Origin of the sequence: Streptomyces sp. NPDC088097, from assembly GCF_044741845.1 — a bacterium.
Classification (GTDB): Bacteria; Actinomycetota; Actinomycetes; order Streptomycetales; family Streptomycetaceae; genus Streptomyces.
The window spans coordinates 107,611-134,283 of record NZ_JBIUTJ010000013.1 but is presented as its reverse complement, the minus strand read 5'-3'; the positions used below and the strand labels follow the sequence as shown (position 1 = coordinate 134,283).

General features: G+C 71.9%; 19 protein-coding genes. 2 read left to right on the top strand and 17 right to left on the bottom strand.

Features of this window, described 5'->3' with window-relative positions; translation table 11 throughout:
- Positions 1-65 precede the first annotated feature (65 nt).
- The 9 genes from ACIOD1_RS28310 to ACIOD1_RS28270 all read right to left on the bottom strand — a co-directional run bounded on the left by ACIOD1_RS28310 (position 66) and on the right by ACIOD1_RS28270 (position 14,205).
- Complete coding sequence (locus ACIOD1_RS28310; RefSeq protein WP_365623246.1) at positions 66-908, bottom strand: GNAT family N-acetyltransferase; 843 nt, start codon at positions 906-908, stop codon at positions 66-68.
- A gap of 142 nt (positions 909-1,050) precedes the next feature.
- Positions 1,051-2,208 carry a flavodoxin-dependent (E)-4-hydroxy-3-methylbut-2-enyl-diphosphate synthase gene (gene ispG / locus ACIOD1_RS28305; protein WP_365623059.1) on the bottom strand — a complete coding sequence of 386 codons (1,158 nt, stop codon included), beginning with the start codon at positions 2,206-2,208 and terminating at the stop codon, positions 1,051-1,053.
- A 186-nt stretch (positions 2,209-2,394) separates the two neighbouring features.
- Positions 2,395-3,696, bottom strand: coding sequence for a site-2 protease family protein (locus ACIOD1_RS28300; RefSeq protein WP_365623061.1), 1,302 nt, complete (start codon positions 3,694-3,696; stop codon positions 2,395-2,397).
- Positions 3,693-4,946, bottom strand: coding sequence for a 1-deoxy-D-xylulose-5-phosphate reductoisomerase (gene dxr, locus ACIOD1_RS28295; RefSeq protein WP_401905401.1), 1,254 nt, complete (start codon positions 4,944-4,946; stop codon positions 3,693-3,695). The genes ACIOD1_RS28300 and dxr overlap by 4 nt, the downstream gene beginning before the upstream one ends.
- Positions 4,947-4,967: 21 nt before the next feature.
- Positions 4,968-6,320 (bottom strand): hypothetical protein, encoded by a 1,353-nt coding sequence (locus ACIOD1_RS28290; protein WP_401905398.1) that lies wholly within the window; start codon positions 6,318-6,320, stop codon positions 4,968-4,970.
- A 71-nt stretch (positions 6,321-6,391) separates the two neighbouring features.
- Positions 6,392-8,335 carry an acyl-CoA dehydrogenase family protein gene (locus tag ACIOD1_RS28285; protein WP_401905396.1) on the bottom strand — a complete coding sequence of 648 codons (1,944 nt, stop codon included), beginning with the start codon at positions 8,333-8,335 and terminating at the stop codon, positions 6,392-6,394.
- Between the two features lie 172 nt (positions 8,336-8,507).
- A complete protein-coding gene (locus ACIOD1_RS28280; protein ID WP_365623069.1) occupies positions 8,508-9,953 on the bottom strand; it encodes an aldehyde dehydrogenase family protein in 1,446 nt (481 codons plus the stop codon).
- Positions 9,954-10,152: 199 nt separating this feature from the next.
- A complete protein-coding gene (locus ACIOD1_RS28275) occupies positions 10,153-11,736 on the bottom strand; it encodes a PucR family transcriptional regulator (protein WP_401905393.1) in 1,584 nt (527 codons plus the stop codon).
- Positions 11,737-11,859: 123 nt separating this feature from the next.
- Positions 11,860-14,205: an ATP/GTP-binding protein gene (locus ACIOD1_RS28270; RefSeq protein WP_401905390.1), complete on the bottom strand. Its 2,346-nt coding sequence runs from the start codon at positions 14,203-14,205 to the stop codon at positions 11,860-11,862.
- 237 nt (positions 14,206-14,442) lie between these two features.
- Here ACIOD1_RS28270 and gabT point away from each other — a divergent pair, with 237 nt between their 5' ends.
- Positions 14,443-15,777 carry a 4-aminobutyrate--2-oxoglutarate transaminase gene (gene gabT, locus ACIOD1_RS28265; RefSeq protein WP_401905387.1) on the top strand — a complete coding sequence of 445 codons (1,335 nt, stop codon included), beginning with the start codon at positions 14,443-14,445 and terminating at the stop codon, positions 15,775-15,777.
- Positions 15,778-16,215: 438 nt separating this feature from the next.
- Positions 16,216-16,791 (top strand): phosphatase PAP2 family protein, encoded by a 576-nt coding sequence (locus ACIOD1_RS28260; protein WP_401905384.1) that lies wholly within the window; start codon positions 16,216-16,218, stop codon positions 16,789-16,791.
- Between the two features lie 106 nt (positions 16,792-16,897).
- Here ACIOD1_RS28260 and ACIOD1_RS28255 read toward each other — a convergent pair whose 3' ends face one another.
- From ACIOD1_RS28255 to ACIOD1_RS28220, 8 genes are all read right to left on the bottom strand, one after another.
- Positions 16,898-18,709 (bottom strand): chitinase, encoded by a 1,812-nt coding sequence (locus ACIOD1_RS28255; protein ID WP_401905382.1) that lies wholly within the window; start codon positions 18,707-18,709, stop codon positions 16,898-16,900.
- A 70-nt stretch (positions 18,710-18,779) separates the two neighbouring features.
- Entirely contained in the window at positions 18,780-19,244 is a 465-nt protein-coding gene (locus ACIOD1_RS28250; protein ID WP_365623081.1) for a hypothetical protein, read from the bottom strand.
- A 159-nt stretch (positions 19,245-19,403) separates the two neighbouring features.
- Positions 19,404-20,822, bottom strand: coding sequence for an NAD(P)/FAD-dependent oxidoreductase (locus ACIOD1_RS28245; protein WP_401905379.1), 1,419 nt, complete (start codon positions 20,820-20,822; stop codon positions 19,404-19,406).
- A gap of 30 nt (positions 20,823-20,852) precedes the next feature.
- On the bottom strand, positions 20,853-21,659 hold the full coding sequence (locus ACIOD1_RS28240) for an ABC transporter permease (RefSeq protein WP_365623085.1): 807 nt from the start codon (positions 21,657-21,659) through the stop codon (positions 20,853-20,855).
- Positions 21,659-22,597 (bottom strand): ABC transporter permease, encoded by a 939-nt coding sequence (locus ACIOD1_RS28235; RefSeq protein WP_365623087.1) that lies wholly within the window; start codon positions 22,595-22,597, stop codon positions 21,659-21,661. Before ACIOD1_RS28235 ends, ACIOD1_RS28240 begins: the two co-directional genes overlap by 1 nt.
- Entirely contained in the window at positions 22,594-23,745 is a 1,152-nt protein-coding gene (locus tag ACIOD1_RS28230) for an ABC transporter ATP-binding protein (RefSeq protein WP_365623089.1), read from the bottom strand. The genes ACIOD1_RS28235 and ACIOD1_RS28230 overlap by 4 nt, the downstream gene beginning before the upstream one ends.
- Positions 23,746-23,830: 85 nt before the next feature.
- Positions 23,831-25,081, bottom strand: coding sequence for a spermidine/putrescine ABC transporter substrate-binding protein (locus ACIOD1_RS28225; protein WP_401905375.1), 1,251 nt, complete (start codon positions 25,079-25,081; stop codon positions 23,831-23,833).
- 48 nt (positions 25,082-25,129) lie between these two features.
- Positions 25,130-26,644, bottom strand: coding sequence for a gamma-aminobutyraldehyde dehydrogenase (locus tag ACIOD1_RS28220; RefSeq protein ID WP_365623248.1), 1,515 nt, complete (start codon positions 26,642-26,644; stop codon positions 25,130-25,132).
- Positions 26,645-26,673 lie beyond the last annotated feature (29 nt).

Below are 26,673 nucleotides of genomic sequence, written 5' to 3'. Positions count from 1 at the left end.
TACGCCCCGTGGGACGGAAGCCGGACGCGGATCCGGGCTGACCGCCGCGATCCGGAAGGGACGCCCTAGAAGAGCACGCTCATGAAGGCGCCGACCTCACGGAAGCCGACGCGGCGGTAGGAGGCGCGGGCGGCGGTGTTGAAGTCGTTGACGTAGAGGCTGACCACGGGGGCCACGTCGCGCAGGGCGTACTCGACGACGGCGGCCATGCCGGTCTCGGAGTGCCCGCGGCCGCGGAACTCGGGGTCCACCCAGACTCCCTGGATCTGGCAGGCCCGGTGGGTGGCGGCGCCGATCTCGGCCTTGAAGACGACCCTGCCGTCCTCGACGCGGGCGAAGGAGCGGCCGCCGCCGACCAGCTCGGTGACGCGGGCCTGGTAGAGCATCCCGCCGTCCCCGGCGAGCGGGGAGATGCCGACCTCCTCGGTGAACATGGCCACGCAGGCGGGCATGATCAGTTCCACCTCGTCCCGGCGGATGCGCCGGACCAGGGGGTCCGGCCTGACCGTGGCGGACGGTGCCTCGATGGTCATCAGCGGCTGGCGGGAGCGCACGTCGCGGGCGGGTCCCCAGGAGGGTTCCAGGAGCTGCCACAGCAGCCGGGTGGCGTCGGCGGGGCCGACGATGGAGGAGCAGCGGCGGCCGGTGCGACGGGCCCGGTCCGCGAAGGCCCGTACGGCGTCGCGGTCGGCGCAGACCGGCACCAGGTTGGCGCCCGCGTAGCAGAGGGACCGGAGCTCGCCGTCGGCGTAGAAGCCCCACATCTCGCCGCCCAGGCGCCAGGGGTCGAGCCCGGCGATCTGGACCCGGGAGGTGACGAAGGCGTTCTGCACCGGCTCGCGTCCGAGGATGTCGAGCGCGGCGTCGAGATCACTGGGTTCAAGGACCCGGGTGGTGGTCTGCGTCAACACTGGGGCCTCACCATGCAAGTCTGCTGATCTCCGCACTGTACCCGGCGGCGCCGGAGGATGCCTCGTCCCCGGGTCGGGCAAAACCGCAGGCCCCGCCCCCCAGCTGGGGGAACGGGGCCCGGGCGGGTGGAGGGAGTCCTCAGACGCCGATGGCGACGGTGGGCTCGCCGGACGGGATGCCGTCCTTCTCCATCTGCTCGGCGATCTTCATGGCCTCTTCGATGAGGGTCTCCACGATCTTCGACTCGGGGACGGTCTTGATGACCTCGCCCTTCACGAAGATCTGACCCTTGCCGTTGCCGGAGGCGACGCCGAGGTCGGCCTCGCGGGCCTCGCCGGGGCCGTTGACCACGCAGCCCATGACCGCGACGCGCAGCGGGACCTCCATGCCCTCCAGGCCCGCCGTGACCTCCTCGGCCAGCTTGTAGACGTCGACCTGGGCGCGCCCGCAGGAGGGGCAGGAGACGATCTCCAGGCGGCGCGGCTTGAGGTTCAGCGACTCCAGGATCTGGATGCCGACCTTGATCTCCTCCACCGGCGGGGCCGACAGCGAGACGCGGATGGTGTCGCCGATGCCCTCGGAGAGCAGCGCGCCGAAGGCGACGGCGGACTTGATGGTGCCCTGGAAGGCGGGGCCGGCCTCGGTGACGCCGAGGTGCAGCGGGTAGTCGCAGGCGGCGGCGAGCTGGCGGTAGGCGTTGACCATCACGACCGGGTCGTTGTGCTTGACCGAGATCTTGATGTCGCCGAAGCCGTGCTCCTCGAAGAGGGAGGCCTCCCACAGCGCGGACTCGACCAGCGCCTCGGGGGTGGCCTTGCCGTACTTCTTGAGCAGGCGCGCGTCCAAGGAGCCGGCGTTCACGCCGATGCGGATCGGGGTGCCGGTGTCCTTCGCGGCGCGCGCGATCTCCTTGACCTTGTCGTCGAACTGCTTGATGTTGCCAGGGTTCACGCGGACGGCGGCGCAGCCGGCGTCGATGGCGGCGAACACGTACTTCGGCTGGAAGTGGATGTCGGCGATGACGGGGATCTGCGACTTCTTCGCGATCACGGCGAGCGCGTCGGCGTCGTCCTGCGTCGGACAGGCCACACGGACGATGTCGCAGCCGGAGGCGGTCAGCTCGGCGATCTGCTGGAGCGTCGCCCCGATGTCGGACGTCCTGGTGGTGGTCATCGACTGCACGGAGATCTGTGCGTCGCCGCCGACGGCCACCTTGCCGACCTGGATCTTGCGGCTGACCCTGCGGTCGGCAAGCTTCGTCGGCACGGGCGGAATTCCGAGAGAGATGGCAGTCATCTGCGGTGCAACCCCAAGGTGTGGATCAAGGTCCCGAGATCGGCGGGCTCCAGGCTTCGAGATTACGCCAACCCACGCGTGCCCCTCGCATCCGAGGGGGTGTGCCACCCGAACGTAGGGAGCCGGACACGATGTGTGTCCGGCTCCGCATCCCGTGGTGTAGCGGCCCGCGGGGGCCGCCGGACACTAGGTGATCTTGATCGGGTTGACCACGTCGGCCACGAAAACCAGCAGCGTGAAGCAGACGAAGACACCGGCCACCACGTACGCGGCGGGCATCAGCTTGGCCACGTCGAAGGGGCCGGGGTCGGCGCGCCGGAAGAGCCGGGCCACCCGGCGCCGCAGGGACTCCCACAGCGCGCCCGCGATGTGCCCGCCGTCCAGGGGCAGCAGGGGCAGCATGTTGAACAGGAACAACGAGAGGTTGAACATGCCCAGCACGTTCAGCAGGATCGCCATCTTCTGCTCGCTCGGCAGTTCCAGGGCGGCGATGTCGCCGCTGATCCTGGCCGCTCCGACGATGCCCATCGGGGAGTCGGGCTCGCGCTCTGCGCCGCTGAAGGCCGCGTTCCACAGGGCGGGGACCTTCGCGGGGAGCTTGACCAGACCCTGGACGCTGCTCTCGACGATCTCGCCCATGTGGTCGACGGACTCGCCGAAGGAGAGCGCCGCGATCTCGTTCTTGGGGCTGAAGCCGAGCCAGCCGGCCGTCACGTACTCGCCCTTGACGTAGCCGCCGTGCCCGTCGCTCTTGGCGACCTGGTTGCCGATGAGGGTCACCGGCACGGTCACCTGCCGGCCGTCGCGCACGACGGTGACGGTGGCCGGTCCGAGGGTGTCGCGGATGTGCTGCTGGAGGGAGGCCCAGTCGGCGATCTTCTTGCCGTTGAAGGCGACGATCCGGTCGTCGGCCAGCAGGCCCGCGGCCTTCGAGGGAGCGACCGGGTCACCGGGCTTGCAGACGTCGCGCTTGTCGGTCTGCTTGATGACGCAGGGCGAGACGCTGGCGATCTCGGTGGTGGTCCGGTTGATCCCGAAGGTCATCCAGACACCGAAGAAGAGCGCCAGCGCGAGCACCAGGTTCATGAAGGGGCCCGCGAACATCACGATGACGCGCTTCCAGGGCTTGCGCGTGTAGAAGAGCCGCGACTCGTCGCCGGGCTGGAGCTCCTCGTAGGCCGCCGAGCGGGCGTCCTCGATCATCGACCGGAAGGGCGAGGTGGAACGGGCGGTGACCTTCCCGTCCTCGCCGGGCGGGAACATCCCGATCATGCGGATGTAGCCGCCCATGGGGATCGCCTTGATCCCGTACTCGGTGTCGCCCTTCTTCCGCGACCAGACCGTCCGGCCGAAGCCGACCATGTACTGGGGCACGCGGATGCCGAAGAGCTTGGCCGTGGAGAGGTGGCCCAGCTCGTGCCAGGCGATGGAGAAGAGCAGCCCGACGACGAAGACGAGTACGCCGATCAGGGTCAGCAGCAGGGTCATGCGCTCGCCTCCACGGCGGCACGCGCCGCCAGCTCCCGTGCCCGGGCCCGGGCCCAGGTCTCCGCTTCGAGGACGTCCTCGACCGTCAGCGGGGTTCCCGCTTCCGGTGTGCCGTGTTCGTCCACCACGGCAGAGACCGTATCCATGATTGCTGTGAACGGCATCCGACCGGCCAAAAACGCCTCCACGCACTCCTCGTTCGCCGCATTGAACACGGCGGGCGCGGTCCCGCCCAGGGTGCCCACGTGGCGGGCCAGGCCGACGGCCGGGAAGGCCTCGGTGTCCAGCGGGAAGAACTCCCAGCTCGACGCCTTGGTCCAGTCGAAGGCCGGCGCCGCGTCCGGGACCCGCTGGGGCCAGCCCAGGCCGATGGCGATGGGTCCGCGCATGTCCGGCGGGGTGGCCTGGGCGAGGGTGGAGCCGTCGGTGAACTCGACCATCGAGTGGACGTAGGACTGCGGGTGGACGACGACCTCGATGCGGTCGAAGGGGATGTCGTAGAGCAGGTGCGCCTCGATGACCTCCAGCCCCTTGTTGACCAGGGTCGCGCTGTTGACCGAGATGACCGGGCCCATGGCCCAGGTGGGGTGGGCGAGGGCGTCCGCGACGGTGACCGCGGCCAGCTCCGCGCGGGTACGGCCGCGGAAGGGCCCGCCGGAGGCGGTGACGACCAGCTTGCGGACGTCGGCGCGGGTACCGGCGGCCAGCGCCTGGAAGAGCGCGGCGTGCTCGGAGTCGACCGGGATGATCTGGCCGGGCTTCGCCAGGGCCTTCACCAGCGGACCGCCGACGATCAGCGACTCCTTGTTGGCGAGGGCCAGGGTGCGGCCGGCGCGCAGCGCGGCGAGGGTGGGCGCGAGGCCGATGGAGCCGGTGATGCCGTTGAGGACGGTGTGACAGGGGGAGGCGGCGAGTGCGGTGGCCGCGTCCGGTCCGGCCAGGATCTCCGGCAGCGCCTCGGACGGCCCGTACCGCTCGCTCAGCGCCTCCTTGAGGGCCGGTACGACGTCCTCGCGCGCGACGGCCACGGTGTTCACCCGCAGCAGCCGGGCCTGCTCGGCCAGCAGCCCGACGCGCCCGCCCGCGGCGGACAGGGCGGTGACCCGGAACCGGTCCGGGTTGCGCACGGCCAGGTCGATGGCCTGGGTGCCGATGGATCCGGTCGACCCGAGGATGACGATGTCCCGGCGGCCGGCCGCGGCGTCGAAGAGGAGGTGCGGGTCGGCGAGGGGGGCTGGACTGTCGCTCATGCCCCCCATTGTTGCCGCAACTCAGGGGCGCGTGGACACGGAGTCCCCGTCGGTGACCCGCAGGAGGAGGTGCGGGAGCGTACCGGCGAAGTCGGGGAGCGTACGGACCACCCGCCACCAGGCCTCAGGGTCCTCGCGCAGGGCCAGCGCGAACAGCCGGTCCGCCTCCGCCCGGGCGGCCAGCACGGGGCCGGCCCAGTCGTGGCGGTCCGCGGCGTTGCTCGCGCCGTGGTCCCCGAGCCACTGGTCCTCGTCCAGCGCCCAGCAGGCGGGCACCTTGTGCCGGATCACGTCCACGCCGCTGATCAGCCGGTTTCCGAGGCAGCCCCGTATCCAGCGGATGTCCTCCGCGACGCTTTCCATCGGCACCCCGAGGCTCACCAGGGCCAGCTCGCGCTCCACGTCGTCCGGCGGCGCGGGATCGTAGCCCGGGGCCAGCGAACGAACCGCCGCCTCCAGACCGGGGGGCTCCAGACCGGGGGGCTCCGGGCTCTCCGCCGGCTCGGGCAGGGTGGCGGCGCCGGCCGGGGTGGCGCCGGTCAGGGCCGCCACGAGCCGCGGCAGGGAGAGCGGGGAGGTCCGGGCCCGGCGGAGCAGCTCGGCCCAGAGCCGGGGGTCGTCGCCGAGGGGGCGCAGCGCCCGGGCGACGGCCGTGCGCATGCCCGTCCACTCAGGCAGGTTCCAGCGCAGGCCCCTGCGGAACTCGGGCGGGTAGGCGAGGGTCAGGGTCCGGTGCGCGGGGGCGACGTGGGCGACGAGCTCGTCGAAGGTGAGCAGCCCCATGCGGACGGCCCGTACGGCGGGGCGGTGCCAGGAGCGCCGGTGGTGCTCCTGTCGGCCGGTGTCGAGCAGCGCCCGCCCGGTCTGCGGCGTCAGCCCGCCGACGAGCAACAGGGCCTCGACGGCCCCGGGCGGCAGCGGCGAGCGGGCGTGCTCGCGCAGCACGGTCTCGGGGTCGAGGGGCTCGTGCGGCATGCGCAGCAGGGTGAGGGGGATCCGGGGACGGCCTCCGAAGCGCCGCAGGAGCGCGAGCAGTTCGTCGGGGTCGAAGGGGCCGGGGCCGATGTCCGCCAGCAGCTCGGGCGAGGGGCCGGGGCGGGCGGCGTAGCGCGCCGGACCGGGCAGGCCGGGCAGCGGCCGGCCGAGGACCCGGGGGTTGCGCGCGACGTAGTGCCGGTCCTGATCGGTGCCGTGGCGCAGCAGGAGCGTCACGGTCGAGGCGGGCAGCCATTCGTCGCGGCAGAGGTACTTGCGGGTGGGGCCGTCGAGCCGGCCCAGGAGGTCGAGGGCGATGTGGTCCGGTGCGTGGCGCAGGACCAGCGCCACGCACGGGGCCAGACGCCGGCTCGCACGGTCTTCCATGGCCGTAGACATCGCAGCCCACCTCGCGTTCGTACCCGTACCCGTGCTCGTACATCCATCCGACTGCTGCCGATGATCGCAGGTCAGCGCAGCGGACGGTGCACGTTTTCGTGCGTGGAGGGGCCGGGGGCGGCGTCCGCGATCCAGGGGCCGTCGCCCGAGGGGTCGAGGATGCCCTCCTCCAGCCAGGTGTAGGTGCCGGACATGACTCCGGCGACGACCTTGCGGTCGAGGTCGTCGGTGTTGTCCCAGAGCCGGCCGAAGAGCTCCTCGACGCGCAGCCGGGACTGCCGGCAGAAGGCGTCGGCGAGCTGGTAGGCCTCGCGTCCGTGCTCGCCCGCGGCCCGCAGGTGTTCGGCGCGCACGCAGGCGGCGCTCATCGCGAACAGTTCGGCGCCGATGTCGACCACACGGCCGAGGAAGCCCTGTTTGGTCTCCATGCGGCCCTGCCAGCGGGACATCGCGTAGAAGGTCGACCGGGCGAGTTTGCGGGAGCCGCGCTCGACGTAGCGCAGGTGGGTGGCGAGGTCGGGGTGGTCGTCGGGGTGGAACGCCCGGTAGGTGCCGGGGACCTGGCCGGCGCCGGTGGCGAGCTTGGGCAGCCAGCGGGCGTAGAAACCGGCGGCGCGGGCGCCGGCCTTGGCCTTGTCGCCCAGTGCCTTGTCGGGGTCGATGAGGTCGCCGGCCACCGCCAGGTGGGCGTCGACGGCCTCGCGGGCGATCAGCAGGTGCATGATCTCCGTCGAGCCCTCGAAGATCCTGTTGATGCGCAGGTCGCGGAGCATCTGCTCGGCGGGGACGGCCCGTTCTCCCCGGGCGGCGAGGGACTCGGCGGTCTCGAAGCCGCGTCCGCCGCGGATCTGGACCAGCTCGTCGGCCATGAGGCAGGCCATCTCGGAGCCGTAGAGCTTGGCGAGGGCGGCCTCGATGCGGATGTCGTTGCGTTCCTCGTCGGCCATCTGGGAGGCCAGGTCGACCACGGCCTCCAGGGCGAAGGTGGTGGCGGCGATGAAGGAGATCTTGGCGCCGACGGCCTCGTGCCGCGCGACCGGTCGGCCCCACTGCTCGCGTGCGCCGGACCATTCTCGGGCGATCTTCAGGCACCACTTCCCGGCGCCGACGCACATCGCGGGCAGCGACAGCCGGCCGGTGTTGAGGGTGGTCAGCGCGATCTTGAGCCCGGCGCCCTCGGCGCCGATGCGCTGGTCGGCGGGGACACGGACCCGGTGGAAGCGGGTGACGCCGTTCTCCAGGCCGCGCAGGCCCATGAAGGCGTTGCGGTGCTCGACGGTGATCCCCGGCGAGTCGGCCTCGACGACGAACGCGGTGATCCCGCCGCGGTGGTTCTCGCTCTTGGGGACCCGGGCCATCACCACGAGGAGGTCGGCGACGACCCCGTTGGTGGTCCAGAGCTTCACCCCGTCGAGGACGTAGGCGTCGTCGCCGTCGGGGACCGCGGTGGTGGCCAGGCGCGCCGGGTCGGAGCCCACGTCGGGCTCGGTCAGCAGGAAGGCGCTGATGGCGGTGGTGGCGCAGCGCGGGAGGTAGGCGTCCTTCTGTTCCTGGGTGCCGAACATCTTCAGCGGCTGCGGGACGCCGATCGACTGGTGCGCCGAGAGCAGGGCGCCGATGGCGGGGCTGACGGAGCCGACGAGGGCGAGCGCCTTGTTGTAGTAGACCTGGGTCAGCCCGAGGCCGCCGTACTTGGGGTCGATCTTCATCCCGAGGGCGCCCAGTTCCTTGAGCCCGCGCACGGTCTCGTCGGGGATCTTGGCCTCGCGCTCGATGCGCCGCCCGTCGATCTCGTTCTCGCAGAACTCCCGCAGCCGGGCGAGGAAGGCCTCGCCGCGCCGGACGTCCTCGGGGGCGGGGAGGGGATGGGGGTGGATCAGGTCGAGCCGGAACCGCCCGAGGAAGAGCTCCTTGGCGAAGCTGGGCCTGCCCCAGTCCTGTTCCCGGGCCGCTTCCGCGACCTGGCGCGCCTCGCGCTCGCTGACCTTGGGCCGCACGGGCTGTGTCGCTGACATCCGGGTGCTCACCTCGCCGTATCGGGGGACTGCCGATCGGTGCTACCAGTGAGTCGTACCCGCTCGGGGCCCCCGGGAAAAGGGGCCACGCGGGAAGCGTCCGGGAAATGGGGGACGGCCGGAGCCCCCGCACAGTAGGCTCCGGCCGTCGGTCTGGGACCGTACGAGCAGGTCAGATGGCGAGGCCCGTGAGGACCAGGACGCGCTCGTAGGTGTAGTCGTCCATCGCGTAGCGGACGCCCTCGCGGCCGACACCGGACTGCTTGACGCCGCCGTAGGGCATCTGGTCGGCGCGGTAGGAGGGGGCGTCGCCGATGATCACGCCGCCGACCTCCAGCTCGCGGTGGGCGCGGAAGGCGACCTGGATGTCACGGGTGAAGACGCCGGTCTGCAGGCCGAACTTCGAGTCGTTGACGGCGGCGAAGGCCTCGTCGGTGTTCTCGACGCGCAGCAGGGTCAGGACCGGGCCGAAGACCTCTTCGGTGGCGAGCTTCACGCCGGCCGGAACGTCCGCGAGGACGGTCGGCTCCACAGTGGCGCCTTCGCGCTTGCCGCCCGTGAGCAGCTTGGCGCCGGCGGAGACGGCTTCCTCGACCCAGGTCTCCACGCGCCGGGCGGCGACCTCGGAGACGAGGGGGCCGACGTCGGTGGCGTCGTCGGACGGGTCGCCGGTGACCTGGGCGCGGACCTTCTCGACGATCTTCTCGGCGAGGCGGTCGTAGACGGAGGCGTCGGCGATCACGCGCTGCACGGAGATGCAGGACTGACCGGCCTGGTAGTTCGAGAAGGTCGCGATACGGGTCGCGGCCCAGTCGAGGTCGGCCTCGGAGGACCAGTCGGCGAGGACCACGGCCGCGGCGTTGCCGCCGAGCTCCAGGGTGCAGTGCTTGTGGGGCACCGACTGCTGGATGGCGTAGCCGACGGTGTCGGAGCCGGTGAAGGAGATGACGGGCAGGCGGTCGTCCTTGACCAGGGCCGGCATCTTCTCGTTGGCGACCGGCAGGACCGACCAGGAACCGGCCGGGAGGTCGGTCTCGGCGAGCAGCTCGCCGAGGATCAGGCCGGAGAGCGGGGTGGCCGGGGCCGGCTTCAGGATGATCGGCGCGCCGACGGCGATGGCGGGGGCCACCTTGTGGGCGCACAGGTTCAGCGGGAAGTTGAACGGCGCGATGCCGAGGACCGGGCCCTTGACGAAGCGGCGGGTCAGGGCCAGGCGGCCGACGCCACCGGCGTCGGTGTCCAGGCGCTGGGCGTCTCCGCCGTTGAAGCGGCGGGCCTCTTCGGCGGCGAAGCGGAACACGGACACCGCACGGCCGACCTCACCGCGGGCCCACTTGACGGGCTTGCCGTTCTCCGCGGAGATCAGCAGGGCGATCTCCTCGGTGCGCTCGGCGAGCCGCTTCGACACGTGGTCCAGGGCGGCGGCACGCACGTGCGCGGGGGTCGCGGAGAACTCCGCCGTCACGGCGTGCGCCGCGGCCACGGCCTCTTCGACCTGGGCGTCGGTGGGGACGCTGACGGCGGCGACCAGCCGGCCGTCCCACGGGTTGTGGACGTCGAAGCTGTCCTCGCCGGTGGCCTGGCGGCCGGCGAGCCAGAAGGCGTGGGTGGAAGTCATGCGAATCCCGGCCCTTCGGGTTGTGCGGTGGGGTCCTTGTCCCCACCACCGTAGGACTCCGCGGGGGTTTCGACGTTTGTCCGGCATGGAGCGACACGGGCCGGCGGTTCGCCGCTTTGTCAGTGTCGCGACTCCCGCCGCACGTGCGGGAGCGCCGGTGCGGGCCCCGGCCGAACGTGCGGGAGCGCCGGTGCGGGGCTCAGGGCGTCTCGGGCGGGCTGGCCTTGAGGGCGAGCCACAGCTCCATGCGGACGTCCGGGTCGTCCAGGGAGCGGCCGAGGATCTCCTCGACGCGCTTCATCCGGTAGCGCAGGGTGTGCCGGTGGACGCCCAGGTCGGCGGCGGCGGCGTCCCACTGGCCGTGGCGGGAGAGCCAGGCGTGCAGGGAGGCCACGAGGTCCCCGCGTCCGGTCGCGTCGTGGTCCCGCAGGGCCCGCAGGGTGCCGTCCGCGAAGGCGCGTACGGCGTCGTCGGCGAGCAGCGGGAGCACGGATCCGGCCGCGAGGTCCTCGTGCTCGACCAACGGGCGCCCCCGGCGCCGGGCCACCGCGAGTGCCTGGTCGGCCTGTTTGAGGGCCGCCGCCACCCCGGTGGGGACGGCGGGCGCCGAGAGGCCGATCACCAGCTCGTCCGGTTCGGGCCCCGTGGAGTCCCTGCCGCGCCGGGACTCCAGCGCCTCGGCGTGGTCGGCGCAGGCCTGGACGGCGGCTCCGCCGTCGGCGGCCAAGACCACGAGCCGTCCGGGCTCCGGCACCACGAGGAGGGTCTCCCCGGTGCGGGCCGCCGCCGACTCCACCGCGTCGGCCAGCAGCGCGAGGCCCTCCGGCTGGGCCGTCCCGGGCAGGGCCGGTTCGGCGACGACGATCCGGAACGGCGCCTCCAGCAGGGCCCCGTACAGGTCACCGGCGACGGCCCGGGCGTGCTCGGCCTGCCCCTCCAGCAGCATGCGCAGCACGGCCGCCCCGAGGCGGGACTCGGCGTCGTGCAGGGAGCGGGAGCGTTCCGTGGTCAGGGTGAGCAGGGCGACGGCGGAGTGCACGGCGTAGCGCTCGGCGGTGCCCAGCGGGGCTCCCGTGCCCACGGCCAGCGCGCCCCGGGGCCGCCGGCCGGTGCCGAGGGACTGCAGCTCGACCCGGTCCTCGGAACCGCCGACCACGGCGCTGGCCGGGGCGGGCCGCTCCCGCAGCCGCTCCACGTCGGGGGTGAGCCGGGCGGCCCGGCGGGCCGCCCAGTCGGGGGCGGCGGCGACCACGGCCCCGGAGGTGTCGTAGAGGGCCGCCCAGCCGTGCACGTGCGCGGCCAGCTTCGTCAGCAGCTCGGCGGGCCCGTCGGCGGAGAGGGCGGCCCGGGTCAGTTCCCGCTGGGCCTCGAAGCCGGCGGTGACGGCCCGGTACTGGTCGGCGGCGAGGGCGGCGGAGACGGCCTTGCTGATCGCGAGGAACGGGGTGCGCCGGGGCACCTCCAGCAGCGGCAGGTCCTCCTCCCGGGCGGCGGCCAGGAGGGCCTCCGGGACGGCCTCGTAGTTCACGCCGATCGCGAAGCCGATCCCGACGACGCCCGCGGCCGCGAGGCGACGGACGTAGCGGCGCATCTCCTCGGGGTCGTCCGCGTCCAGCTTCATGGCGGTGACGAGCAGCAGCTCGCCGCCCTCCATGTAGGGGACGGGGTCGGCGAGCTCGCTGACGTGGGCCCAGCGCACGGGGGTGTCGAGACGGCCCTCCCCCGCCCGGACGCTGAGCTTCAGCGCCGAGTGCTGGACGAGCGAGGCGAGGGTGAGCGGCATCGGGTACCAGCGGCCTTAGACGGGAGGAAGGGGCAGGGCTTACGGGACCACGGGGGCCCCGGGGGTTTTTCGCCGTGTCGTATGAACGGCCCCTCTCGATTCTGCCACCCCGTACGGGTCCGCTCAGCCCGTTCCGGCCAGTCGGACCAGCAGCGGGGCCGCCCGCTCCCCGCGTACCGAGGTCAAGGACAGCACCGCGCAGCCCGCCGGCACCGCGTGCGCCAGCTCGGAGGCCGACCACCGCTCGCGCTCGACCTGCCGTACGGTCACCGCGTCCGTGGTCACCGCCTTGCCCGTGACGAGCTTGCGGAAGGCGTGGATCGCCCGGGTCAGCGGTTGGTCGGCGAAGACGGTGCGGTGGGTGACGTCGCGGGTCTCCACCCATTCGGTGCCCCAGGCCTCGGCGAAGCGCTTGCCGTCCCAGGTGGTGACCCCGGCGAAGGCCATCCGGCAGCCCACGGCGCCGAGCAGCGGGGTGCGCAGGGCCTCCGGTACGTCGTCCAGCGTGCGCAGCGTGAGCAGCACCCCGGCATGCGCCGAGCGCAGCCGCTGGACCCCGCGCACCGTCTCTGGGGTGAGGGTGTGGGAGGCGTCGTCGAAGGCGAGGAAGGCGAAGAGCGAGCGGTCCGCGCGGGCCGCGGTGGCGGCGTTGAACTGGGCCAGGAGCAGCCGGGCCAGCATCCGGGAGGCGTCGGCGTGGCCGCGTTCGGGGAGGTCGACGCGGACCCGGATGGGGTGTTCCAGGGCCCGCATGGAGAAGGGGCGCCCCTGGCCGGTGGGGTCGAAGAAGCCGGCGAAGGCGGGCCGGTCGAGCAGGGCGACCCGGTCGGCGAGCATCGGGCCGGGGTCGCCGGGGGCTCCCTGCTGGCGCAGGCGCGCGTCCAGCTCGCGGAGCATCGACTGCCGGCCGGTGCCGTCGAGGGCCTGGCGGAGCGTGGTGAGGGCGGAGGGGACCTCGTCGAGCAGCTCGCGCAGCTCGGGCACGGCGGGGAAGCGGCCGTAGGCGGCGCGGAAGGGTCCGAGCAGCTGGGCGAGGGCGGTGGTGGCCCGGCGGAGGTCGAGGCCGGGGACGTCGCCGACGAAGGCCTCCGCGAGGAGGGCGGCGGCCTCGTCCGCGTCGGCGGTGCCGCCGTAGAGGTCGAGGTCGTGGACGGACTCGGGGTCGCCGACCCTGACGACCACGTCGAAGCCGGCGTCGGGGCCGAGCCCGGCCCCGGCGGCGCCGACGGCGATGACGGCGGCCTGACCGGCGAGGGCCTGCAGCGCGAGGGACTCGACGACGGGCCGCACCAGGCGGGCGGTCTTCCCGGTCCCGGAGGGCCCGACGGCCAACAGGGAGGTCCCGAGGACCTCGGGGTCGAGGGCGAGGTCGGTGCCGCGACGGGCGTAGGGGTTGCGCTCGCCGTCCTCGACGGTGCCGAGGAGCACCTGCCGGGCGAGCAGATCGTGCCGGGCGGCCCGCACGGGCAGGTCCCGGTCCCCGGAGGGGTGCACGCAGGCCCCGCCCCCCTTGGCCCGCACCGCCTCCCCGAAGGCCTCCCGCCGGGAGGGATCGGCCTGCACGGACTCCCAGGCCCGCCGGATCCGCGCGTAGTCGACGTCGTTCATCCGCCCGCCGAAAACCTCCCCTTCCAACCGGTCGGCAACACCCCCCATCCCCACGGCCCGCACCTCGGACCACGCGACGGGGTCGGGCCCCGCGGGCTCCTGCGCGGCGCGCGGGATCCTCGGCTTCTCCGCGGAGGCGGGCTTGCGCGCGAGACGGACGAAGAAGAGGAGGACGGGAATGGTGACGACCAGGTACACGAGGTACGTGACGAGGTTGCGCGTCTCCACTCCCATGTCCTCGTAGGGCAGGTGGTCCCCGACGAGGCCGAGGAGGGTCAGCGTGTTCGTGAAGATCAGCATCATGACGAAGAGTGCGCCCACCATCGCCCCCAAGGCCCGGGCCCCCGGACCGCGCGCGGCGACGAGCCGGTCGAAAGCCTGTCCCCAGGATCCGAGCCGGCTGAACCACACCACCAGCGCCACGGTCACCAGCAGCATGTAGGCCTGCAGGGCTGCGGCCCCCCGTCCGTCCACCGGGTCGCCCAGCTTCCACCAGTCGTTCGGTGTGAAGAGCTTGAGGGGCACGTCGATGTAAGGGATGTAGCGATTGGTGACCAGCGACCACAGCAGCACGCACGCCAGGAACGAGATCGCCGCCCCGGTCAGCAGGGAACGGGCTGTGGCCGGGTCGGCCTCGTCGGCGCGGCGCGGCCGGTAGCCCAGGCGCCAGATCCCCGGGTCCGCCCGCGGTCGCGGGGTCCGCACCCAGTCGGCCAGCGGGGACGCCGCCCCCTGGGCCGGGACGTGGGGTGCGGTCGTCGGCATCGGGGGGGCCGTCGGTGGCATCGGCGGAGGGCCCGCCGGTCGCGGGACGTGACCCGCTCGGGTCGGTTGTCCGTCGTACGTGCCCTCGGTGTCCATGAACCCCTGCCCCCTGCCCGTGCGAAGCCCTGCGGCGCTCAATGTAGTGCCCGACCCCGCCCACGACCCCGCACCCCGTCGTGATCCACGAGACACGCCGCCCTCCCTTCCTATGGCCGTCACGGACAAGGACGCGCGGGGACCACTCCCGAACGGCGCATGCCCTACCCCCTCCCCCGGGCCTAGCCTGCGGACAAAGACACAAGTGCGTCCGAAAACACCCCCCAGGAGCCCCCTATGACCTCTGTCCCGCAGGAGCGCCGCATCGTCACCGCGATCCCCGGCCCCAAGTCGCAGGAGCTGCAGGCCCGCCGCCTCGGTGTGGTGGCCGGCGGCGTGGGCTCCGTGCTCCCCGTCTTCACGGCCCGCGCGGGCGGCGGCATCATCGAGGACGTCGACGGCAACCGCCTGATCGACTTCGGCTCCGGCATCGCCGTGACCTCGGTCGGCGCCTCCGCCGAGGCCGTCGTGCGCCGCGCCTCCGCGCAGCTCGCCGACTTCACGCACACCTGCTTCATGGTCACCCCCTACGAGGGCTACGTCGAGGTGTGCGAGGCCCTCGCGGAGCTGACCCCTGGCGACCACGCCAAGAAGTCGGCCCTGTTCAACTCGGGCGCCGAGGCCGTCGAGAACGCCGTCAAGATCGCCCGTTCGTACACCAAGCGCCAGGCGGTCGTCGTCTTCGACCACGGCTACCACGGCCGTACGAACCTGACGATGGCGCTGACCTCGAAGAACATGCCGTACAAGCAGGGCTTCGGTCCGTTCGCCCCCGAGGTCTACCGCGTCCCGGTCGCCTACGGCTACCGCTGGCCCACCGGCGCCGAGAACTGTGGCCCCGAGGCCGCCGCGCAGGCGATCGACCAGATCAGCAAGCAGATCGGCGCCGACAACGTCGCCGCGATCATCATCGAGCCGGTGCTCGGCGAGGGCGGCTTCATCGAGCCGGCCAAGGGCTTCCTGCCGGCCCTCGTGAAGTTCGCCAACGACAACGGCATCGTCTTCGTCGCCGACGAGATCCAGTCCGGCTTCTGCCGCACCGGCCAGTGGTTCGCGTGTGAGGACGAGGGCATCGTCCCGGACCTGATCACCACCGCCAAGGGCATCGCCGGCGGCCTCCCCCTCGCCGCGGTGACCGGCCGCGCCGAGATGATGGACGCGGTCCACGGCGGCGGCCTGGGCGGCACCTACGGCGGCAACCCGGTGGCCTGCGCCGGTGCGCTCGGTTCCATCGAGACCATGAAGGAGCTCGACCTCAACGCCGCGGCGAAGAAGATCGAGTCCGTCATGAAGACCCGCCTGACGGCCATGCAGGAGAAGTACGACATCATCGGCGACATCCGCGGCCGCGGCGCCATGATCGCGATCGAGCTCGTGAAGGACCCGGTCTCCAAGACCCCCTTCCCGGAGGCGGCCGGCGCGCTCGCCAAGGCCTGCCACGCCGAGGGCGTCCTCGTCCTCACCTGTGGCACCTACGGCAACGTGCTCCGCTTCCTCCCCCCGATCGTCATCGGCGAGGACCTCCTCAACGAGGGCCTGGACGTCATCGAGGCCGCCTTCGCGGCCCTCTGAGCCGACCCCGGCTCGACGCCCGGCTCGGGCCCACGAGTCGACGTACGGAGCGACGTTCGAAACGACTCCGGACCGACGTCCGGTTCGAACGACGGGAACAGGTGCTCGCGGCACGCTCGATCGCTACCAGCGGTAACGGTCGGGCGCTGTGAAGAAGCTGTGGGGGGCCGATGGCGGGAGCGCGTTCCCGCTGTCGGCCCCCCGCCCGTTGGCGTACGGTTTCTGCAGATGAGTGAAACAGACCGCTCCCGGGAAACCGTGAGCGATTCCGGTACCGGGCTTCCCCAGCGCCGCACTGGGCATGCGTTCGCGCACACTCTTCTCCGATCGGACGGCCGTTCGCCCCAAACCCCCCGGGGCGCACGGCAACCCGATCCGGGCGGCCGTCCCGGAACCACCCCCCCTGTTCCGGGACGGCCGGCCACTCTCTCCCGCCTCGTGGGCGTCGCCTCCCTCTGCTGGGGCCTCTTCGCGCTGATCACCTGGCAGGTCCTGGCGTCCGGCCCGCTGTTGACGCCCGATCACGCCCTTAGCCGGATCCTGGTGCGCACGGTCCCGGACTCCGTCACCGAGCGCCTCGCGGACCTGGGCAACATCCCGATCGCCGTGCCCGTCCTCGCCGTGGCCATGGCGTACGCGGCCCGACGCGGCCGGTGGCGCGCCGCCCTCGCGGCAGGGGCGGCCCTGGCCCTCGTGCCCGCGCTGATCGTCCCCCTCAAGGAGTGGACGGGCCGCCCGGGCCCCCTGGAACCCTGGGCCGCCGGCTACTACCCCTCGGGCCACACCGCGACGGCCCTGGTGGCCTACACGGCCGCGGCGCTGCTGGTACGCCCGTACGCCCGCCGCCCCTGGCCTCTGTGGCTCGCGGCCGCCCTCACCACCCTCACCGCGAGCGGCCTGGTCCTGCGCGGCTTCCACTGGCCCCTGGACGTCCTGGCCAGCCTCCTGCTGTGCGCCCCCCTGCTGCTCGCCGTCGGCCGGGCCACCGGTCACCGTCGCCCTGCCGGACCGTAGGAGGGCCGCGTCGGCGACCCCGGTGACCTCGCGCGCCGACCCGGTGCCCGCCGCACGCGGGCCGCGGCCGGGAGGCGGCGGCCCGCGTGCGGCGGGCGGTGGTCAATCAGCCGCCGAAGTAGCCGTCGAAGTTCCGGCTGAACTCCCAGCCGCCGAAGCGGTCCCAGTTGATCGACCAGGTCATCAGGCCGCGCAGGGCGGGCCAGGTGCCGTGGGTCTGGTAGGTGCCGCAGTTCTGCTTCTTCGTCAGGCAGTCCAGGGCCTTGTTCACCTCGGCGGGCGCGGTGTGGCCGTTGCCCGCGTTGGTGGTGGCGGGCAGGCCGATGGCCACCTGCTCCGGGCGCAGCGGCGGGAAGACCCGCGAGGTGTTGCCCGCGACGGGGAAGCCGGTGAGCAGCATGTCGGTCATGGCGATGTGGAAGTCGGCGCCGCCCATGGAGTGGTACTGGTTGTCCAGGCCCATGATGGAGCCGGAGTTGTAGTCCTGGACGTGGATCAGGGTGAGGTCGTCGCGCAGGGCGTGGATGACCGGGAGGTACGCGCCCGCGCGCGGGTCCTGGCCGCCCCAGGGGCCGGAGCCGTAGTACTGGTAGCCGAGCTGGACGAAGAACGTCTCGGGGGCCATGGTCAGGACGAAGCCCGCGCCGTACTTGGCCTTGAGGGTCTTCACGGCGGAGATCAGGTTGACGATGACCGGGGTGGTGGGGGCGCGGAAGTCGGTGTCGCCGGTGGCCAGGGAGAGGGAGTGGCCCTCGAAGTCGATGTCGAGGCCGTTGAGCCCGTACTCGTCGATGATCTTACTGACGGAGCTGACGAACGTGTCGCGGGCGGCGGTGGTGGCGAGTTGGACCTGGCCGTTCTGGCCGCCGATGGAGATCAGCACCTTCTTGCCGGCCGCCTGCTTGGCCTTGATGGCCGCCTTGAACTCGGCCGGGGTCTCCACGCCGGGGCATTCGGAGACCGGGCAGAGCTGGAAGCGGATGTCGCCCGAGGTCACCGAGGTGGGTTCGCCGAAGGCGAGGTTGATGACGTCCCAGGAGGCGGGGACGTCGGCCATCCGGAGGTAGCCGGAGCCGTTGGCGAAGCTGCTGTGGAGGTAGCCGACGAGGGCGTGCGGGGGCAGTTGGCCGCCCCCGTCCCCCGGGCCTCCGGGGTCGGTGGGCCCGGTGGTGGCTGTGACGACGGCCGACTTCGGGGACTCCCCCGCGGCGTTGGTGGCGCTGACCTGGAAGCCGTAGGTGGTGGCGGGGGTCAGTCCGGTCACGGTGGTCGAGGTCCCGGTGACCGAGGCGACCAGGGTGTCGCCCCGGTAGACGCGGTAGCCGGTGGCGCCCGCGCCGGGCTGCCAGCTCAGCGGGACGGAGGTGGAGGTGGGGGTGGCCGCGGTCAGGCCGGTGGGGGCGGCGGGCAGTTGGACCGAGCCGCCGGGGTCGGGGCCGACGAGGCTGACGTCGTCGGTGAGGTGGGCGGGCTGTCCGTACCAGCCGTTGGTGTAGACGGTGACGGAGGTGGTGGCGGCGCCGGTGCGGAAGCTCGTGGTGAGCTGCTTCCAGGCGCCGGGGGTTTGGGCCCAGGTGGACACGTCGGTGGTGCCGGTGCCGGTCGCGCCGAGGTAGACGTACGCGCCCTGCACCCAGGCGGTGAGGGTGTACGTCGAGTCGGGCTTGACGGTGACGGCCTGGGAGCAGCGGCCGTTGTCCTGGCCGGCCGGGGTGGCCTTGAGGGCGGACGTCCCGCCGTGGACGGGGGTGGTGACGACGGCTCCGCTGCCGGCGGAGCAGCTCCAGCCGGTGAGGCCGGCCTCGAAGCCGCCGTTGCGTACGAGGTCGGCGTCGGCCGCCGCGGCGGGCGGTCCGGCGGCGAGGAAGCCGGCCGTCGCCAGGGCGGCGGCGGTAAGGATGGACCAGGCTCTGCGCACAACTGCCTCCGGGGCATGGGGGGATGGAGGGGGTCAGCGGCGCCAAAGATGGTCCAGACCAATGCTCTTGTCAAGGCTTCCGACCCTCCTGCGCCACCACGTGCGCCGCCGCCTCGTGCATCGCGAGCTCCAACACGACCGGGTCGGTGAGCGTGCCCAGACCGTCCGGGGTGACCAGCCAGCGCACCCCGCCCGTCGCCCGGCCGGGGTACGGGACCACGATCCAGCTGCCGCGCCCGGCTCCCCGTACGCCCGTGCCGATCCACCGGGACGCGGTGCCCGCCGGGACGAAGAAGCCCAGCCGGGAGTCGCCGAAGTCGGCGAGCACCGGCCCCGGCCGGTCCAGGAGCAGATGCAGTACCTCGAGGGTGGCGTGCCCCAGCCCGCCCGGCAGGATCAGCACGTCCCAACTCCGGCCGGCGGGCAACAGGGTGACCCCGAGGGGATTGCGCTCCCACTCCCACCGGCAGGCCTCCGGGTCCGGCGCCACCGACACCAGCCATTCCACTGCCGTTTTACTGCCCGGGTACGTCATCGCCCGGCCTCCGTTCGTCTCGTGTGCGGTGAGGAGTCCTCACCGGGAGAGAGCGGGGCCGGGCGCGGTTATGACGCGGGTTTCGTTACTCCATGGTAGTGAATCGGGTCACGCGGTGATCACGGGCGTGCGCCGGGCGCACCCGGCCGCCGGGGCTCCTCAGCTGTCGAAGCCGAGCCCGAGGCGGTCCAACGTCCGCAGCCAGATGTTGCGGTGTCCGCCGCGTGCGTCGGCGCGGGCCAGCGACCACTTGGTGAGGGTGATCCCGGTCCAGGCGAAGGGCTCGGGCGGGAAGGGCAACGGCTTGGAGCGCACCATCTCCAGGCGCGTGCGCTCGGTCTCGACCCCGTCGAGCAGGTCCAGCATCACGTCCGCGCCGAAGCGGGTCGCGCCCACGCCGAGGCCGGTGTAGCCGGCGGCGTAGGCGACCTTGCCGGCGTGCGCGGTGCCGAAGAAGGCCGAGAAGCGCGAGCAAGTGTCGATGGCCCCGCCCCAGGCGTGGGTGAAGTTCAGGCCCTCCAGCTGCGGGAAGGCGGTGAAGAAGTGCTCGGCGAGCTTGAGGTAGGTCTCGGGGCGGTGGTCGTACTCCGCGTCGAGCCGGCCCCGGTAGGGGTAGATGGCGTCGTAGCCGCCCCACAGGATCCGGTGGTCCTTGGTGATGCGGAAGTAGTGGAACTGGTTGGCGCTGTCGCCGAGCCCCTGCCGGTTCTTCCAGCCGATGGCGGCGAGCTGCTCCTCGTCGAGCGGCTCGGTCATCAGCGCGTAGTCGTACACCGGGACGGTGAACGGGCGGATCCGCTTGACCAGCGACGGGAAGATGTTGGTGCCGAGCGCGACCCGACGGGCGCGGATCACCCCGTACGGGGTCCGTACCGCCATCCCGGGCCCGGACGGGGCCATCTTCAGGCCGGGGGTGTTCTCGTAGATCCGTACACCCAGCTCCAGGCAGGCCCGCTTGAGGCCCCAGGCCAGCCTGGCCGGGTTCAGCATGGCGACGCCGCCCCGGTCCCACAGGCCCGCGAGGAAGGTCGGGGAGTCCACCTCGGCGCGCAGGGCCTCGCCGTCCAGCCATTCGGAGCCGTCGGCCAGGCCGAGGCGGAGCGCCTCCTCGTGGAGTTCGCGCAGCTCCTCGACCTGGTGGGGTTCGGTGGCCACGTCGATCTCGCCGGTGCGCTCGAAGTCGCAGTCGATGCCGTAGCGCTCGACGGCCGCCTCGATGGCGTCGAGGTTGCGGGCGCCCATCTCCTCCAGCTTCTCCAGCTCGTCGGGCCAGCGGGACAGCCCGTTGGAGAGGCCGTGGGTGAGGGAGGCCGCGCAGAAGCCGCCGTTGCGGCCGGAGGCGGCCCAGCCCGCCTCCTTGCCCTCGATCAGGACGACGTCCCGTGCGGGGTCGCGCTCCTTGGCCAGGAGCGCGGTCCACAGGCCGCTGTACCCGCCGCCGACGACCAGCAGGTCGCAGCGCTCGTCCCCGGTGAGCGCGGGCTGCGCGGCGGGCTTGCCGGGGTCGTCCAGCCAGTACGAGACCGGCTTCGCTTCGGAAAGGGATTTCGCGACACTACGCATGGCGACTGGGGCCATGTCTTCCAACTCCCTACGGAACTGAACTGATTACTTCGGTTGTGCCTTCTTGCGGCGGTTGCCGACCCACTGGCCGGCGAGGACCACCAGCACCGCGATGACGAACATCGCCGTGCCGATGACGTTGATCTGCACGGGCGTCCCGCGCTGGGCCGAGCCCCACACGAACATGGGGAAGGTGACGGTGTTGCCCGAGTTGAAGTTGGTGATGATGAAGTCGTCGAAGGAGAGCGCGAAGGAGAGCAGCGCGCCCGCCGCGATGCCCGGGGCCGCGATCGGCAGGGTGACCCGCACGAAGGTCTGCACCGGTCCGGCGTACAGGTCGCGGGCGGCCTCCTCCAGCCTCGGGTCCATCGACAGGACCCGCGCCTTGACGGCGGCGACGACGAAGCTGAGGCAGAACATGACGTGCGCGATGAGGATGGTCCAGAAGCCGAGCTGGATGCCCATGTTCAGGAACAGCGCGAGCAGGGAGGCGGCCATGACGATCTCGGGCATGGCCATCGGCAGGAAGATCAACGAGTTGACCGCGCCGCGCCCCCGGAACCGGTAGCGGACCATCGCGAAGGCTATGGCCGTGCCCAGCACGGTCGCTCCGATGGTGGCCCACAGGGCGATCTGGAGGGAGAGCGAGAGGGAGCCGCACAGGTCGGCGACCCCGCAGGGGTCCTTCCACGCGTCGAGGGAGAACTCCTGCCAGGCGTAGTTGAACCGGCCGGTGGGGTTGTTGAAGGAGAAGACCGTCACGACGACGTTCGGCAGGATCAGGTACGCGAGCGTGCCCAGTCCCGCGATGACGACGAAGTTGCGGCGAAGCCAGGCAAGGGGCTTGTTCATCAGACCAGGTCCTCCGTCCCCGCTCGGCGGATGTAGATGGTGACCATGATCAGCACGATGGCCATGAGGATGAACGACAGCGCGGCCGCCGTCGGGTAGTCGAGGATCCGCAGGTACTGCGACTGGATGACGTTTCCGATCATCCGGGTGTCCGTCGAGCCGAGCAGTTCGGCGTTGACGTAGTCGCCGCTCGCCGGGATGAAGGTGAGCAGGGTCCCGGAGACCACGCCCGGCATCGAGAGCGGGAAGGTCACCTTGCGGAACACCGTGGCGGGGCGGGCGTACAGGTCGCCGGCCGCCTCGTGGAGGCGGGTGTCGATGCGCTCCAGCGAGGTGTAGAGCGGCAGGACCATGAAGGGGAGGAAGTTGTACGTCAGACCGCACACCACCGCGAGCGGTGTGGCGAGGACGCGGTTCCCCTCGGTCATCCCGAGCCAGCTGGTGACGTCGAGGAAGCCGACCGCGTCGAGGGCGCCGACCACCGGGCCGCCGTCGGCCAGGATCGTCTTCCAGGCCAGGGTGCGGATCAGGAAGCTGGTGAAGAACGGGGCGATGACGAGGACCAGCACGAGGTTGCGCCAACGGCCCGCCTTGAAGGCGATCAGGTACGCCAACGGGTACCCGAGCAACAGGCAGAGCGCGGTGGCGGTACCCGCGTAGAGCAGGGAGCGCAGGAACTGGGGGTAGTAGTCGGTGAAGGCGTCCCAGTAGGTCTGGAAGTGCCAGGTGACCTTGAATCCCTCTTCGAGGGAGCCGGTCTGCACCGAGGTGGAGGCCTGGTAGACCATCGGCAGCACGAAGAAGACGAGCAGCCACAGGATGCCGGGGAGCAGCAGCCAGTACGGGATCAGGCGCTTGCGCAGGGACGGCTTGTGCACCGGCGGTTCGGCGGGGGCGACGGCGGCGGGCGCCCCGGTCGGCGCCGCGGTGGCGCTCACGCGCCCTCCTCGACCGTCTCGATCCCCGCGTCGATGTCCTGGGCGGCGTCGAGGCCGAAGGTGTGGTCCGGGTTCCAGTGGAGTACGACCTCGGCGCCGGGCACGAGGCGGGCGTCGCGCTCGATGTTCTGCGCGTACACCTCCAGCTCCGGGCAGACCGGGCTGTCGATGACGTACTGGGTGGAGACTCCGATGAAGGAGGAGTCGGCTATCCGGCCCGCGATCTTGTTCCGGCCGGCCGCGATCGTGTGCTCCTCTTCGACGTGGACCAGGGAGATCTTCTCGGGGCGCACGCCGACCAGCAGCTTCCCGCCCGCACGGGGTGTGGTCGAACATCGCTGGGCCGGCAGCCTGAGCCGCGTCCCCGCGGAGCTGACGGTGACCTCCGCGCCGGTGGCCTCCACGACCTGCGCCTCGATGAGGTTGGAGGTGCCGAGGAAGTTGGCGACGAAGGTGGTCCCCGGGTTCTCGTACAGCTCGGCGGGGGCGCCCAGTTGCTCGACGCGACCGCCGTTCATCACGGCGACCGTGTCGGCCATGGTCATGGCCTCCTCCTGGTCGTGGGTGACGTGCACGAAGGTGATGCCGACCTCGGTCTGGATCCGCTTGAGCTCCAGCTGCATCTGCCGGCGCAGCTTGAGGTCCAGGGCGCCGAGCGGCTCGTCGAGGAGCAGCACCTGCGGGTGGTTGATCAGGGCGCGGCCCACGGCGACGCGCTGCTGCTGGCCGCCGGAGAGCTGGTGGGGCTTGCGCCGGGCGAACTGCCCGAGCTGGACCAGCTCCAGCATGTCGTCGACCTGCTTCTTGACGGACTTGACGCCGCGACGGCGCAGTCCGAAGGCGACGTTCTCGTAGATGTCGAGGTGCGGGAACAGGGCGTAGCTCTGGAAGACGGTGTTGACCGGGCGCTTGTACGGCGGCAGGTGGGTCACCTCGCGCTCGCCCAGGCTGACCGTGCCGGTGGAGGGCTCCTCCAACCCGGCGATCATGCGCAGGGTGGTGGTCTTCCCGCAGCCCGAGGCGCCGAGCAGGGCGAAGAAGGAACCTTGGGGAATGGTGAGGTCCAGCGGGTGCACGGCGGTGAAGGAGCCGTAGTGCTTGCTGATCCCGGCGAGCCGGACGTCGCCGCTCGCGGTCTTGTCAGTCATGGGCCTGGGCCTTCGGTGGTGTGTCGTCGGAAGGGGGAACGGGGCGCGGGTGCGGGACCGGGCGCCGTGCGACGCGGGGAGGGCGTCAGGCTCCGATGAGCTTGGCGAACTTCTCCTCGTACGCCGTCTCTTCCTCGCTGGTGAGGGAGCGGAAGGCGTGGGACTTGGCCGTCATCGCCTTGTCCGGGACGATCAGGGTGTTCTCCGCGAGGGCGGGGTCGATCTTGGCCAGCTCGTCCTTGACCCCCTCGACGGGGCAGACGTAGCTGATGAAGGCGGCCAGCTGCGCGGCGACGGGGAGTTCGTAGTAGTAGTCGATGAGCTTCTCGGCGTTGGCCTTGTGGCGCGCCTGGACGGGGACCAGGAGGTTGTCGCTGGAGGTGATGTAACCGGCCGCCGGGATCGCGTACTTGATGTCCGGGTTGCCGGCCTGGAGCTGGATCACGTCGCCCGCCCAGGCGAGGCAGGCCGCCAGGTCCCCCTTGTCGAGGTCGGCGGTGTAGTCGTTGCCGGTGAAGCGGCGGATCTGCTTGGTGTCGACGCCCTTCTGGAGGCGGCCGACGGCTCCGTCGTAGTCCGCGTCGGTGAAGTTCGCCGGGTCCTTGCCCTGGTCGAGGAGGGTCATGCCGACGCTGTCGCGCATCTCGGTGAGGAAGCCGACCCGGCCCTTGAGGGTGGGGTCGTCCAACAGCTGGGTGACGGAGTCGACCTTCCTGCCGCCGGTGGCCTTGGAGTTGTAGGCGATGACGGTGGAGATGCCGGTCCAGGGGTAGCTGTGGGCGCGCCCCGGGTCCCAGTCGGGGGTGCGGAACTGCGGGGAGAGGTTCGCGTAGGCGTGCGGGAGGCGGGCGGGGTCCAGCTTCTGGGCCCAGCCGAGGCGGATGATGCGGGCGGCGAGCCAGTCGGTGACGACGAACAGGTCGCGGCCGGTGTCCTGGCCGGCCGCGAGCTGCGGACGTATCTTCCCGAAGAACTCGACGTTGTCGTTGATGTCCTCGGTGTACTTGACCTTGATCCCGGTCCGTTTGGTGAACTCCTCCAGCGTCGGACGGGACTTCTCGTCGTCGCTGGTGTCCATGTACTCGGTCCAGTTGGAGAAGTTGATCTCCTTCTCCCGGTCCGAGTGGTCGTCGGACGCCTCCGCCTGCCCACCCTCGCGCTTGGCGGGCGGGATGCCACAGGCGGTGAGGGCGGAGAGGCCGCCCAGGGTGAGCGCCCCGACTCCGGAGGCCCGCAGCAGCGAGCGGCGGGTGAGGGCGCCGCGCCCGCTGGTGAGGCTGCGCCGCATCGCGGCGAGTTGCGCCGCCGAGAGGTGGTCGGGCTCGAACTGCTCCATGCGCGTTGCCCTTTCGGGATGGGTGTGCCGCCGGTCGAGCGGACTGTTCTATCGGTCCCCGAAGATCGTGCGGTGCCAGTCCTTCGCGGCTACCGCCGTGTTGTCGAACATCACGTGCTTGACCTGCGTGTACTCCTCGAAGGAGTAGGAGCTCATGTCCTTTCCGAAGCCGCTCGCCTTGTAGCCGCCGTGGGGCATCTCGCTGATGATCGGAATGTGGTCGTTGACCCAGACGCAGCCCGCCTTGAGCTCGCGGGTGGCGCGGTGGGCGCGGTAGAGGTCGCGGGTCCAGGCGGAGGCGGCGAGCCCGTAGGGGGTGTCGTTGGCCAGCGCCAGGCCCTCGTCGTCGGAGTCGAAGGGCAGCACGACCAGGACCGGGCCGAAGATCTCCGACTGGACGACCTCGCTGTCCTGGGCGGCGCCGGAGATCAGGGTCGGCCGGTAGTAGGCGCCCGCCTCCAACTCGCCGCCGGGGATCTCGCCGCCGGTGACCACCGTGGCGTACGCGCGGGCGCGCTCGACGAAGGCGGCGACCCGGTCGCGCTGGGCGTGCGAGACCAGCGGGCCGAGGTCGGTGCCGGGCGCGAAGGGGTCGCCCAGGCGGACGGTGTCCATCAGCTCGGCGACCCGGGCGACGAAGGCGTCGTGCAGGGGGCGCTGGACGTAGGCGCGGGTGGCCGCCGTGCAGTCCTGGCCGGTGTTGATCAGCGAGGCGGCGACCGCGCCGTGGGCGGCGGCCTCCAGGTCGGCGTCGTCGAAGACCACGAAGGGGGCCTTGCCGCCCAGTTCCAGGTGGAGCCGCTTGACGGTGGCGGTGGCGATCTCCGCGACCCGCTTGCCGACGGCGGTGGAACCAGTGAAGGAGGTCATGACCACGTCCGGGTGGCCGACCAGGTGCTCGCCCGCGTCGCGGCCGGCGCCGGTGACGATGTTGACCACGCCGTCGGGCAGGCCCGCCTCCTTGGCCGCCTGGGCGAACATCAGGGAGGTCAGCGGGGTCAGCTCGGCGGGCTTGAGGACGATCGTGTTGCCCGCGGCGATGGCCGGGAGGATCTTCCAGGCGGCCATCTGGAGCGGATAGTTCCAGGGGGCGATGGAGCCGACGACGCCGATGGCCTCGCGGCGTACGTACGAGGTGTGGTCCCCCGAGTACTCGCCGGCGGCCTGGCCCTGGAGGTGGCGGGCCGCGCCCGCGAAGAAGGCGGTGTTGTCGATGGTCCCCGGTACGTCGAACTCGGTGGACAGCTTGAGCGGCTTGCCGCACTGCAGGGACTCGGCGTACGCGAAGTCCTCCGCCTGCTCGGCCAGTACGGCCGCCAGCCGGTGCAGGGCGTCGGAACGCTCGCCGGGGGTGGCCGCCGACCAGGCCGGGAAGGCCCGTCGGGCGGCGGCGACGGCTTCGTCCACGTCCGCGGTGCTCGCCAGTTCGTAGGTGAGCACCTCCTGTCCGGTGGCGGGATCGACGACGGTGTGCGACCGTCCCGAGGTACCGGACCGAAGCCGGCCGTCGATGTACTGCGCGCCGTCTGCGAAGCGGTCCTTGACCTGGAAGCGGTTACCCATCACGCTCTCACGCTCTCCGTAGCTACAGC